This is a genomic window from Bacillus shivajii, assembly GCF_020519665.1.
GTDB classification, from domain to species: Bacteria; Bacillota; Bacilli; order Bacillales; family Salisediminibacteriaceae; genus Bacillus_CA; species Bacillus_CA shivajii.
This window is the reverse complement of the sequence record NZ_CP084703.1, coordinates 3,430,275-3,443,204: the sequence shown is the minus strand read 5'-3', so window position 1 is coordinate 3,443,204 and position 12,930 is coordinate 3,430,275. Positions and strand designations below refer to the sequence as shown.

The window sequence follows — 12,930 nt, the reverse complement described above, 5'->3', positions numbered from 1 at the left end:
AGGCACAAGCGCGACATCCGTTCAAGCTGCACTTCGTTTGCTTTCGCGGTGTCTTCTTTGCACCTCTAGGCACAAGCGCGACATCCGTTCAAGCTGCACTTCGTTTGCTTTCGCGGTGTCTTCTTTGCACCTCTAGGCACAAGCGCGACATCCGTTCAAGCTGCACTTCGTTTGCTTTCGCGGTGTCTTCTTTGCACCTCTAGGCACAAGCGCGACATCCGTTCAAGCTGCACTTCGTTTGCTTTCGCGGTGTCTTCTTTGCACCTCTAGGCACAAGCGCGACATCCGTTCAAGCTGCACTTCGTTTGCTTTCGCGGTGTCTTCTTTGCACCTCTAGGCACAAGCGCGACATCCGTTCAAGCTGCACTTCGTTTGCTTTCGCGGTGTCTTCTTTGCACCTCTAGGCACAAGCGCGACATCCGTTCAAGCTGCACTTCGTTTGCTTTCGCGGTGTCTTCTTTGCACCTCTAGGCACAAGCGCGACATCCGTTCAAGCTGCACTTCGTTTGCTTTCGCGGTGTCTTCTTTGCCGCAGGCAATGCGGTCTGCTTCCTCGTGACCCGTGCCTCTTCCTCTGCTAGTAGAGCTTTGAAGTGTATCCGTCGAGGCAACTCGAAGCTTATTCGTGATGTAAACGCTCTTTGCTGATACAAGTCATAGGCGTCACGTGTTTTAAACAGCAACTAAGATTGTAAAGCTTTTTTTAGAAAAATGTACGATTCGATTTGACATTTTTCGCAATAAGTTATAAAGTATTAATTGTTCAAGTCGTTTAATACAAATTAAACAAATAATACAATTTGTACATAGTGGTAACCATTATTTTGCAGGAAACGAGGTGGACCTTATGAACAGTAATGAAGATATGCAAAGAGTAGAAGAAGCACGTGATGTAATGATTAGTGCCCTTGCACAAACGATGGTCATTTACGGAGTCACTCCTTCAGTAGGGAGAATTTACGGTGTTTTATATTTTTCGGAAGTGCCGATGTCTTTAGATGACATAAAAGATGAAGTTGCCATGAGTAAAGCAAGTGTTAGTAACGCGATGCGCGAACTGTTAGAAACAGAAATGGTTATTAAGGTATGGAAAAAGGGTGAGCGAAAAGATCATTTTATTGCAGAAAAAGATTTTATGAGAAATTTTATTAATTTCTTTGTAAAGAACTTACGTCAAGAACGTAGTTTATTTATGAAAGCGAATGAGCAGGCAAAGCCAATATTAGAAGAGCTTTCGGAATCTTCGTCAGATGAAGTAAAAGACATTGCAAAACAAGACTTGGAAAACTTGAACAACTCGCTAGATTATTTTGATTGGACCATGCGATTAGCAAATGCGTTCGAATCGCATGAAATTTTTAAATATATCCCTAAAACTAAAGATAAATAAATGGAGGTAGTTGAGATTTGGATGTAAATAAAACAGCTTTAGTATTAATTGATATACAGAAAGAAAGTAACTTCGGTATTGATGGCGTTGAAGAAGTTGTACAGAATGCGAAAAATTTGATCAGTAAGTGCCGTGAGAAAAACATTCCGGTTATTTACACACGACATATTAATCGTGCTGATACAATCGGCTTATCAGATGGTGAACCGTTGCATGAAGATGGAACACCAATCTATTATTCTACTTCAACTGATAGCTATGAAGTTTTTGAGGAAATAGCTCCTGAGAAAGAAGATGTTGTCATTGATAAGTACCGCTGGAGTGCTTTTTATGAAACTTCTTTAGATCTAATGTTAAGAAACCTAGGAGTTAAGCACGTGATAATCGGAGGATTTGTAACAGATGGTTGTTTAATGACTTCTGTTTTTGATGGTTATTTCAGAGACTATCAAATCAATCTAGTAAAAGATATGTGCGGAGCCTCCAATGAAGGGGCACATATGGCATCGATCTTAATGATGGCCAATTGGGTGTATAACTTACAAGTTTATGATACAGATGAATTAGTTAAAAAGCTAAATGGTGAATCGTATCGAGCATGGAAGTCTCCGGGCGCTGATTCGTTACAATTCACACCAGAAAATATGAGAGAAATGTTTAATAAATTAAATAAATAATAAAGAATCAAGAAAGGTGATTAGGATGAAGAAAAAGTTAGGATTATTACTAGTAGGTTTATCTGTAGCTGTACTAGCAGCATGTGGTGAAGCAAATGACGTTGATGAAACAAATGAGCCTGCAGGTGATGAAGAAGAACAAACGAGTGATGTCGTTGATGGCGAGACGATTGTCTTTGGTTTAACAACGTGGACAAGTACGGAAGCTCCGACAAACATTGCAAAATTAATTTTGGAAGAAGCAGGGTATGAAGTAGAATTTTCAATGTTAGATCAACCAGTTATTTTCGAAGGGTTAGTAAATGAAGACGTTCATTTCTTTATGGATGCATGGCTTCCGTATACTGAAGCAGAACTATGGAGCAGATATGAAGATGATTTACAAAAAGTAGCAACAAGCTATTCTGATGTTCCACTTGGCTGGGTTGTTCCTGCCTATGTAGAGGAAGATTCTATTGAAGATTTAGTAGGAAATGCTGATAAGTATGACGGTCGTGTTGTTTCAATTGATCCAGGAGCTGGGATTGTTACATTATCTGAGGAACTTATCGCAGAGTATGGTATTGGTGATGAGTACACATTAACTACATCTAGTGAATTTGCGATGATGGCTGAAGCTGAAGAAAGAATTGCTGCAGAAGAACCGGTTATTTTTACGGGATGGAGACCACACTCGATGTTTGCGAAGTTTGACCTTAAGTTTTTAGAAGATGAAAAAGAGATCTTTAAGTCAGATGACGTTTATGTTATTTCTTATAACGGAATTGAAGATGAGTATACGAGAGCTTATGAAATTTTATCTAACTGGAGTATTGAAGTAGCAGATCTTGAAGAGATGATGCTAAAGTATGAAGAAGATGACGTTCCATTTGAAGAATCAGCGAAACAATGGATCGAAGACAATCGTGACCAAGTTGATGAAATGCTAGGAAATTAAAGATAGAAAAAGCCGTGTCTTTGAGGCACGGCTTTTCTACATAATAAATCATTGATAGACTTTTTTTAACAAATTTCACAGATAACAGGAAGAGGAATTGTAGTTACGTTTAGAAAAGTCGTGTAAATGATCTTATATGAATGGATTTGTATAAATGAAGTTGGTGAGTCGTTCTCACTTAAATAAATGATAGAATTCTTCTGAAAATCATTCTGTACAGTTTTTTCGGTTTATACGGAATTATGGTTTAATTAAAAAGGATTTTTTAATAAGGCGATCGCAAGTTGCGATGCTTGAAAAAAACTAGAGGAGTGTTTTACGTTTTGGATCAAAGTGATCGGTCAATTTTAAAAGTTTCTGTCGGTATAGCCGTGTTGTTTGTATTAATAGGAGTGATCATTCCACAGCAGTTAGCTTCTGTGATGGGTGTCGCTCAAGGGTTTGTTCTTGAATCATTCGGTTGGTTCTACCAATTAGTTGCAACGTTCTTTTTAGCATTTGCGATCTTTATGATCTTTAGTAAATATGGAAAAATAAAGCTTGGAAAGCCTGACTCAAAGCCAGATTATAACCGTCCAACATGGTTTGCGATGTTGTTTTCAGCAGGGATGGGAATTGGACTTTTATTCTATGGTGTGTCTGAGCCAATCTCACACTTTGCTGTACCACCAACAGGTGATGGAAGTACAGAAGAAGCTGCGACCCTTGGGATGCAGTACACATGGCTTCATTGGGGATTACATGCATGGGCAATTTATGCGATTGTTGCATTAGCTCTTGCTTATCAAAAGTTTAGAAAAGATGCTCCAGGATTAATGAGTTCGACACTTCAACCAGTACTTGGTGAGAAGGTGAAAGGTCCTGTTGGGAAAACAATTGATGTTGTTGCGGTATTTGCTACGTTATTCGGAGTGGCAGCTTCTCTTGGATTAGGTTCTCAACAAATTAATGCAGGGTTAGAATACTTAGTAGGAATTCCAAATAATTTTGGTGTTCAAATGATCATTATGGCGATCATTACAGTACTTTTCATTGTCTCAGCAAGTACCGGTATTTCTAAAGGGATTAAGTATTTAAGTAATGCCAACATGACAATTGCTACATTGTTGTTATTTGCAGTGCTTTTCCTAGGACCGACGTTATTTTTATTAAATATGTTTACGACAGGTTTAGGAAGCTATGTACAAAACGTTGCGTTTATGGGACTTCGTTTGTCACCGTTCGATGCAGATGAGTTAGCATGGACACAAGGATGGACGATCTTTTATTGGGCATGGTGGATTTCATGGACACCATTTGTCGGGATGTTCATTGCACGAGTTTCAAAAGGACGTACAATTCGTGAATTTACGGTTGCAGTATTATTAGTTCCAACGGTTGTATGTGGTTTATGGTTTACGGTGTTTGGTGGAACAGGGATTTATTTAGAGTTATTCCAAGGACTTGATGTATCAGGACAAGGTCTGGAAACGGCGTTATTCTTTGTTTATCAAAACTTACCATTAACAGCTCTTTTATCTGTTTTAACCGTGGCGTTAATTACAACGTTCTTTGTTACATCAGCAGATTCTGCAACATTCGTGTTAGGAATGCTGACGACAGGTGGAAAGTTAAATCCTCCAAATCGAGTGAAAATTACGTGGGGATTAATTTTAGTTGCATCAACATCTGTTTTAATGTACTCAGGTGGATTGGCAGGCTTACAAACGGCGATTATCGTCAGTGCATTACCATTGTCCTTTATTGTGCTTGTGATGTGTTACGGTTTAGTAAAAGCACTGAACAAAGAATTAAAAGAGCTCGGACAAAGCAACAAAGACGGAAAACAAAAGATGAAAAAAGCGAGTTAATATCCAAAGACTGTCACAAATGTGTACGCACAAATGTGGCAGTTTTTTTATGTCCGTTAATCCTCAATTTTGACTATAAAGCATAGGACATTTCCATAATATTACCACGTGCCTGGCACCTGGTAATATTTGGGGGTATTTTGTTATGCGTTTAAAATCCTAGTTTTGTCTATATTTAAAGTTTGTAGGAAAAAACAATAATACTGTATAGGAAGAAATAACTAGCCTGGCTATTGATTTTAGGTAATATTTTATGGTAAAGTACAATGTGCAGAGATTGTTAAAATAAATCAAATTATGTCGAAAAAATAAATAGTAAGGGCAAACTGTTTGAAAAAGCAGGACGCAAAGCTAAAGGGGCTAAATCTAAAAGATACGCCAGCCAGCTGCATAAATGTTTCATTTATTCAAGCTGCCCATTATGTATATGTAAGCAGCTTTTTTTATTTATATAAAAAGACCGTGTACAGCACCTGACTTCAGCTCTTTGCTAAGATTTATTAATAGCGTAATCAATAAATACCTTTAAGTTGCCTCAATGAATACGCATTAGAAAAAAAGGTGAAGAAGAAGAGATGATGGTAAAAACATTTCTCGTACATGATGATCCTTTTACAGAAACGAGGTGAAACGAAAAAGGCAAACCTATGGAAACGTAGTGACGCAAAACTAAAGGGACTAAGGCATAACAAAGCTAAGTCAGCCAGTTGCCGTTTGACAATGACAAACCATAAAAAAAACTTGGGAGGATCTATCATGCTTGAAGTGAAAGAAAGAATCGAAACACAAAGTGCAAAAATCATATATATAGATTCAAATAATGACTTTCCTGAAAATGTAAAAGATGACATATCTAATCAATTAAAAGCAATGTATATGAAAAAAGTCCAAACAGACCACCCTTCAATAATGAAAGAAGGCCATTCGTGGGTTGTACTATTAGTTGAAAAGCTTACACCAGAATCATTTTACCACTTACAAGAAAAGCTTCATTCTTTTAAAGCAGAACATTCTACGATATTGTTAGTGAGTAAAGAGCCAATTGGAAAACAAATTTTTAATTTCTTATCATTACCTATAAATGGAATCGTTTCATTACCATACTTAGAGAATCATTATGAGATCGTGATCAAATCCCTAATAGAAAAGCAAGCATTTCTGGAACCAGAAACACATATTAATCTCACATTAGAAATAGAAAATAAAAAGATGAGGTTAAAGCCGATTAAAACCCTTAAATTAAATAAAGAAAAAATATCTCTAGTATTAACAGAAAGAGAATGTGCTGTTCTTGATTTGATTTTAGATGGCTATAACAATAGTAAAATTGCAGAAAAATTATTTTTTGCTCACTCTACTGTTACAACCGTTATAAGTAGGATTTTAAAGAAAATGGACGCAAATGATCGTACAGATGCAATGGTTAAAGCAATAAAGAATGGTTGGGTAGATGCTGAAAGATAAAAAGGAAGGGGTGACTCATGTCACCTCTTTTTCATAGTTTGGGAATTTAAAAATAAGGAGTTTGTCGATAAGTTTTTATCTAGTTGGTACATCTAGCAACAAAAAAAGTCTGATTTTTGGTATAATGCTAACGTACATCAAAGATTTTCAAGTAAAGAAGCGAGGTATATTATTTATGTTACACCACCGAGTATACATAGCAAATGCCAGTAGACCATGGGTAACATTTATACATGGGGCAGGCGGAGATTCAACGACTTGGCATAAACAAGTAAAAGATTTTAAGAAACACTTTAATGTATTATTAATAGATTTACGAGGGCATGGTAAATCGAATGGTATCCCTTGGCAAAAAGGTGATTCACTAGAAGATATTGCAGATGAGGTTGTAAATGTCCTTGACCATCTACATATTAAGTCAACCCATCTAGTTGGCATTTCTCTTGGAACGATCATTATTCAGACAATGGCACAAAAACATACGGACCGTATTGAATCAATGATTTTAGGTGGTGCAGTCATTCAACTAAATGTTAGGACAAAGTTTTTAATGGCTCTCGGTAATTTAACGAAATATATTATTCCGTATATGTGGCTTTATCGCTTTCTTGCATGGATTATTATGCCAAAGAGTAACCATATTGAGTCGAGGAGTGCATTTGTAGATCAAGCGAAGAAAATGTGTCAAAAAGAGTTTATTCGTTGGTTCGCCCTACTAAAGGCAATGAACCCTCTACTAGAACGATTACAAACAAATTTTAATGGTATTCCAACCATGTTTATTATGGGAGAAGAAGATTATTTGTTTTTGCCAGCAGTAGAAAAGCTGGTTGAAGAAAAAGAAGGGTTATTGTTAAAAAGAATTGAAGATTCAGGCCATGTCTGTAACATCGATCAACCAAGGCAATTTAATGATGAAACGATTAAATTTATATCTACTTATCACAAAACAGAAGCGGTTTAAATTAATGGAGAAAACGAAAAACGAGCATTGGAGAATAACATCCATGCTCGTTTGTTTATTAGGTAAAAATGAAAGCAGCAAAACTAAAAATAAATGTTACTAATGAGGCCATAATAACGGACTAACAGCACCTCTAAAACAAAAAAAATCCCTGGTGCCTGGCACCTGGGGATTTTTGGTTTATGGATGTGTTTTATTTATTTTCCAAATCTCTGATGCATATTCTTGAATCGTTCTGTCACTAGAGAATTTACCAGAGTAAGCGATGTTTGTGACGCTCATGTTCATCCATGTTGAGCGGTCGCGATATGCTTGCTCGACGAGTTCGTGAGTTTCTATATAAGGGTCGAAATCTTTTAAAACAAAATAAGGGTCGTTGTGATATAAAATGTTGTAATAAATATCTTTGAACTCGATCTCCTGTGAGCCAAAAACACCTTCATTTAATTGATCTAAAATACGCCGCACGCGATCGTCTGTGTTATATATGTCTCGCGCTGTATATCCTCCGTGTTCATAGTAATTTAATACTTCATCAGCCTTAAGACCGAACATAAAAATATGTTGATCGCCAACTAAGTCACGAATTTCAATGTTTGCACCATCCATCGTACCTACAGTTAACGCACCATTCATCATCATTTTCATATTCCCTGTACCTGATGCTTCTTTACTCGCTGTGGAGATTTGTTCACTAATATCTGTAGCAGGAATGATTTTTTCTGCAAGGCTTACATTGTAGTTTTCTAAAAAGACGACCTTCAGTTTTCCGCGAATATCAGGATCGTGATTAACAATTGATGCAACGGTATGAATGAGCTTAATCACTTCTTTTGCTAAATGGTAGCTCGGTGCTGCTTTCGCCCCAAAGATAAACGTTCTCGGTGTAAGATCTAAGTTCGGGTTATCTTTTAATTCATTATAAAGGTAAATGACGTGAAAAATATTTAACAGTTGACGTTTATACTCGTGCAACCGTTTAATTTGCACATCAAAAATGGAATGTTCATCAATTTTTATCCCAGTCCGGTCATAAATTAATGACGCTAACGACCGTTTGTTTTCAAGCTTTACTTTGTCGACCTTTTCTAAAAAACTGGCATCTTTCGAGTAACGAAGGAGGCTAATTAATTGGCTCGGTCGACAAATCCAATTTGGGCCAATGACTTCACTAATCACTGTTGATAAGCGAGGGTTTACTTGAAGGAGCCAACGACGGTGAGTTACTCCGTTCGTTTTATTGTTAAAACGATCTGGAAATAGCTGATAAAAGTGTTTCATTTCTTTTTTCTTTAGTATGTCTGTGTGGATCTTCGCAACTCCGTTGACACTAAAGCTTCCGACAATAGCAAGACGTGCCATATGGACTTGTTCATCAGCAATAATGGCAAGCTCAGGAATGACGTCGCGTAATTCAGGGTGGTCAAACCATAAGCCTCGGCAAAAACGTTCATTTATTTCATCAATAATCATGTAAATGCGCGGTAGTAACTCTTGAACCATCGTTTTTGGCCATTTCTCTAACGCTTCACTTAACGTTGTATGATTCGTATAAGCAATTGTATGACGAGTGATCTCCCAGGCCTGATCCCAACCAAGGTTTTCGTCATCCATTAAGATACGCATGAACTCAGGGATTGCAAGACTTGGGTGCGTATCATTAATTTGAATGGCAATATACTCTGGTAAGTCACTGAGTGGTGCACCGATTTGTCGTTTGAAATGTCTTAAAATGTTCTGGATACTAGCTGAAACGAGAAAGTACTGTTGTTTTAACCTTAGCTCTTTACCTTCATAACTTGAATCATCTGGGTATAAAAAACCTGAAATTTGTTCGATCGAATGTTTATGGTCAAGATGGTGGTAATATTTTGAACTTTTGCTCGTTAAATAATCCGTATCTCTTGTAATCGACTCTGCACTCCATAGACGCAATGTATTGACAACTTGGTTATTGTAGCCGACAACAGGAATGTCGTATGGAACGGCATTGACTTGGTCCGTATTCTTATAGTGAAATTCAAGTGACCCATCAATTTTTCGGTGCATATGTACAGAGCCGCGGAAATGAATTTTTACGCTTTCTTCTCCTTTTCGTGTTTCCCATGGGTATTCTTCTTGGAGCCAATAATCAGGGAGCTCGATTTGATGACCGTGAATGATTCGTTGCTCAAACAACCCGTACCGGTAACGAATCCCGCATCCGTGACCTGGATATTTAAGAGATGCTAAAGAATCGAGAAAACAAGCAGCTAACCGTCCTAATCCGCCATTTCCTAAACCGGCATCTGGTTCATTTGCATAAACTTTTTCAGGGTCTTTACCTATTTTTTTTAATGCACCGTTGGCATCATCAAGCAGTCCACAATTTAATAAATTGTTTTCTAATAAACGCCCAACTAAAAACTCCATTGATAAATAAAACACTTGTTTTACTTTTTTCTTTTCATACGTATGGTTTGTCTCTCCCCACTGTGGATGCACTTCATCATTTACAATCGATGCGATTGCATAATATAAATCTTTATTCGTAGCATCTTTTAGTTTTTTGCCAAAAAGGACGTTCGTTTTGGCGGCCATTTGTTCAGTGAAATGATCCACAGTTTTTGTTGTCACGACTGTACCACTCCTTGTTGTTCAAAAACCTTTTCGTAAAGGTCTTTATAATCACTAGCTGACTTTTGCCAACCAAACTTACTTTTATTGATATTCTTTGAAAGTTGTTTCCAATGTTCAGGAGTATGGTAAACGAACAAAGAATAACGAAGCACTGCTAATAAATCATGGGCATTATAGTTTGTAAAGCTAAAACCATTTCCTTTCCCTGTTGCTTCATTGTAAGGTTCTACAGTATCTTTTAGGCCACCTGTCTCACGGACAATCGGCGCAGTTTTATATTGAAGAGCAATTAGCTGTGAAAGACCACATGGTTCAAACAACGACGGCATCACGAAAAAATCAGCGCTAGCATAAAGTTTCCGTGAAAAAGCCTCATCAAAAGTTAGCTGAGTAACGGCTTTATCTGGATACTTTGTAGCAATATATGAAAAATAACTTTCAAACTCTGTTTCACCTGTACCTAAAACAACAAACTGAATATCCTCTTGTAAAAATTCTTCTAAAATATGTTGAATAAGGTGAAGTCCTTTTTGTTCAACGAGCCTTGTTATCATGACGTATAGGGGGATGTCTTCAGAAACCGGTAATCCTAATTGGTTTTGAAGGTCCGTTTTATTTTGTTTTTTCTTTGCGCGTGAATGTCGGTAATTCACGTCAATGTGTGGATCTTTCAATGGGTGGTATTCATTCGTATCCACTCCATTAATAATACCGAGAAAGTCACTAGAGCGGTCATTTAAGACCGAGTGGAGCCCTTCACTAAAATAAGGGTGCTTTAATTCTTCGGCATATGTCGGGCTTACTGTCGTCACTTTATCTGCATGGAAAATCCCGCACTTTAAACAATTAATCATTCCGTTCCATTCCATGCCACCAAGGTGCTCACGGTTTAAGTTGAAAAACTCATCAAACATCTCAACAGGCATGACACCTTGATACTTCATGTTATGGATTGTGAAAACGGTTTTCATATGTTCAACAGGTTGATAAATTTTAGCGAGTGCGACTGATAATCCAGCTTGCCAGTCGTGGGCATGAAGGATATCAGGTGTGAAGTCTAAAAATTTTAAAGATGCGATGACGGCTTGATTGAAAAATACGAACCGTTCACCATCATCGTAATATCCATAAATCCCTTTGCGAGTAAAGTAAAAAGAATTCGAAATAAAGTAATAGACGATTCCGTTATGTTCGATTTGGAAAAGATCGGCGTCTTGTTTTCTCCAGCCAACTTCAACTGAAAATGAAGTGACGTAGCTTAATTTTTCCTTCCATTCTTCTGCAATTTCATCATACATTGGGAGGATGACTCGAACGTTGAGTTTCTCTTCGTTTGCTAATGCATGAGGAAGAGATCCAATTACATCAGCTAATCCTCCTGTTTTTACAAAGGGAGTGCATTCAGAAGCAACAAATAGTATATTTTTCATCTGATCTCTTCTCCTTTCTTCTATTATAAAAATAAATTTTATGTTTTGTTGATTTTGTGATCCGCTTTCGGTGGACGCTTTCCGCGGGCACGGCTTCAGCTAACTTTGTAAAGAATATGCATTATCTTTACAAAGTGGATCTTCAGCTCGTGCCTTTCCCGCAGGAGTCGCCACCTTCGCTCCTCACAAATCAACAAGCGTACAATAATATGTTTTATCAATACTAAGCTTTAAAAAACATTTATGAAAAACTAAATATTAGTTTGGAAGCATATGTTGCTTCTTCCTCTACTAGCTTTTGCTACGTAGCTGGATGCGTCGGCACAGCTCTCAGTGGATCGACGAAGTTGTGTTTGTTGCTTTGTTTTCAATACTAGTAACAAGTGCGATATCAGTTCATACTTACTTCGTTTGCATTGATGATGTCTTCTTTTCTGAGTGGACGGAAAGGCTACATCACTTTTCGTTTGGCGACGACATAAGGTTGTTCTTTACACCCCATTAACCTTTGACCTTTTGTAATGCGAACATCTTTATCGATGATGACATTTTCTAGATGCACATCAGCTTCGATTGTACAGCGCTGCATAATAATTGAATTTTTAATTTTGGCTCCTTCTTTTACTTTAACGCCTCGAAATAGAAGGCTATTTTCAACTTGCCCTTCAACTTCACATCCGTTTGCGAGTAACGATGATTTAACACCTGCATGCTCAAGATATTTCGCTGGTGGTTCATTACTAATTTTTGTACGAATAAACGGCCTTTTGTAAAATAGTTCGCGGTAATTGTCAGCATGTAATAAATTCATATTTTGACGATAGAAGCTATTAATGGAATTAATGAAAGCCGAATACCCTTTATGTTCGAACGTTTGGATCTTTAAGTGATGCAAGTTATCAATAATTCCGTTTAAGAAAATATGATCCTTGTGATAAGCAATACAATCATCGACAATTTCCATTAACCGTTTTTTATTAATAATATAGACCCCCGTAAAGAGGAGGGGGTTCGTAGCATCATTTGTTACGTTCGTTACCCAATCATTCTCATTTTTTTCTACTCGTAATATGGAGCTATGTTCAGGCTGGGAATCTTCAACTGTCGTTGTAATAAACGTTACATCAGCCTCTCGCTCTAAATGAAGATTGAATGCTTCTTTGTAATCACTATTTGAAATAAATTGACTACCGCTTACTAGCACATAATCTGATTTGCTTCGTTCAAAGTAATCTCGGTTATTATGAAAATAGCGTAGGTCTCCTTTTGAAATATCAGTAGGATCGTTCCAGTCAGGAGGGAGGATAAATAGTCCACCATGACGGCGGTCAAGTTCCCAATCAGCTCCTGTACCGAGGTGATCCATTAATGAACGGTACTTACTACGAGTAAAAATCGCGACTTCATGAATGTCGGACTTTACCATATTGGATAATGTGAAATCGATGAGTCTGTATCTTCCAGCAAAAGGTACGGCGGCTCCACAACGAAAATATGTTAATTCATTTAAATAATCACGTTCGTGCTCAAGATTAATTAATCCCATCATTGATTGCATCTATATGTTCCCCCCATGTACAAGTCAGGTCGTTAAACCAT

General features: G+C 37.4%; 9 protein-coding genes and 2 riboswitches. Of the genes, 6 read left to right on the top strand and 3 right to left on the bottom strand.

Annotated features, from left to right (window positions below; genetic code table 11):
• Positions 1-847 precede the first annotated feature (847 nt).
• The 6 genes from LGQ02_RS16600 to LGQ02_RS16575 all read left to right on the top strand — a co-directional run bounded on the left by LGQ02_RS16600 (position 848) and on the right by LGQ02_RS16575 (position 7,282).
• Positions 848-1,390: a GbsR/MarR family transcriptional regulator gene (locus LGQ02_RS16600; protein WP_226515451.1), complete on the top strand. Its 543-nt coding sequence runs from the start codon at positions 848-850 to the stop codon at positions 1,388-1,390.
• Positions 1,391-1,407: 17 nt separating this feature from the next.
• Positions 1,408-2,067, top strand: a complete 660-nt coding sequence (locus LGQ02_RS16595; protein WP_226515450.1) for a cysteine hydrolase family protein — start codon at positions 1,408-1,410, stop codon at positions 2,065-2,067.
• 25 nt (positions 2,068-2,092) lie between these two features.
• The gene (locus LGQ02_RS16590; RefSeq protein WP_226515449.1) at positions 2,093-3,004 is read left to right on the top strand and encodes a glycine betaine ABC transporter substrate-binding protein; all 912 of its coding nucleotides are present in this window, start codon (positions 2,093-2,095) and stop codon (positions 3,002-3,004) included.
• A 323-nt stretch (positions 3,005-3,327) separates the two neighbouring features.
• On the top strand, positions 3,328-4,854 hold the full coding sequence (locus LGQ02_RS16585; RefSeq protein WP_226515448.1) for a glycine betaine uptake BCCT transporter: 1,527 nt from the start codon (positions 3,328-3,330) through the stop codon (positions 4,852-4,854).
• A gap of 310 nt (positions 4,855-5,164) precedes the next feature.
• Positions 5,165-5,248: riboswitch (cyclic di-GMP riboswitch) on the top strand.
• A 234-nt stretch (positions 5,249-5,482) separates the two neighbouring features.
• A riboswitch (cyclic di-GMP riboswitch) is annotated at positions 5,483-5,569 on the top strand.
• A gap of 41 nt (positions 5,570-5,610) precedes the next feature.
• Positions 5,611-6,318 (top strand): response regulator transcription factor, encoded by a 708-nt coding sequence (locus LGQ02_RS16580; RefSeq protein ID WP_226515447.1) that lies wholly within the window; start codon positions 5,611-5,613, stop codon positions 6,316-6,318.
• A 175-nt stretch (positions 6,319-6,493) separates the two neighbouring features.
• The gene (locus LGQ02_RS16575) at positions 6,494-7,282 is read left to right on the top strand and encodes an alpha/beta fold hydrolase (RefSeq protein WP_226515446.1); all 789 of its coding nucleotides are present in this window, start codon (positions 6,494-6,496) and stop codon (positions 7,280-7,282) included.
• A 180-nt stretch (positions 7,283-7,462) separates the two neighbouring features.
• Here LGQ02_RS16575 and LGQ02_RS16570 read toward each other — a convergent pair whose 3' ends face one another.
• The 3 genes from LGQ02_RS16570 to glgD all read right to left on the bottom strand — a co-directional run bounded on the left by LGQ02_RS16570 (position 7,463) and on the right by glgD (position 12,889).
• Positions 7,463-9,862 (bottom strand): glycogen/starch/alpha-glucan phosphorylase, encoded by a 2,400-nt coding sequence (locus LGQ02_RS16570; protein ID WP_264184035.1) that lies wholly within the window; start codon positions 9,860-9,862, stop codon positions 7,463-7,465.
• A gap of 32 nt (positions 9,863-9,894) precedes the next feature.
• Complete coding sequence (gene glgA, locus LGQ02_RS16565) at positions 9,895-11,331, bottom strand: glycogen synthase GlgA (protein ID WP_226515444.1); 1,437 nt, start codon at positions 11,329-11,331, stop codon at positions 9,895-9,897.
• A 451-nt stretch (positions 11,332-11,782) separates the two neighbouring features.
• Positions 11,783-12,889, bottom strand: coding sequence for a glucose-1-phosphate adenylyltransferase subunit GlgD (glgD, locus tag LGQ02_RS16560; protein ID WP_226515443.1), 1,107 nt, complete (start codon positions 12,887-12,889; stop codon positions 11,783-11,785).
• Positions 12,890-12,930 lie beyond the last annotated feature (41 nt).

Coding starts and splice junctions, on each gene's coding strand:
- glgD (WP_226515443.1), bottom strand. CDS start 12,889: ATGCAATCAATGATGGGATTAATTAATCTTGAGCACGAACGTGATTAT.
- LGQ02_RS16600 (WP_226515451.1), top strand. CDS start 848: ATGAACAGTAATGAAGATATGCAAAGAGTAGAAGAAGCACGTGATGTA.
- LGQ02_RS16575 (WP_226515446.1), top strand. CDS start 6,494: ATGTTACACCACCGAGTATACATAGCAAATGCCAGTAGACCATGGGTA.
- LGQ02_RS16570 (WP_264184035.1), bottom strand. CDS start 9,862: ATGGCCGCCAAAACGAACGTCCTTTTTGGCAAAAAACTAAAAGATGCT.
- LGQ02_RS16580 (WP_226515447.1), top strand. CDS start 5,611: ATGCTTGAAGTGAAAGAAAGAATCGAAACACAAAGTGCAAAAATCATA.
- LGQ02_RS16590 (WP_226515449.1), top strand. CDS start 2,093: ATGAAGAAAAAGTTAGGATTATTACTAGTAGGTTTATCTGTAGCTGTA.
- glgA (WP_226515444.1), bottom strand. CDS start 11,331: ATGAAAAATATACTATTTGTTGCTTCTGAATGCACTCCCTTTGTAAAA.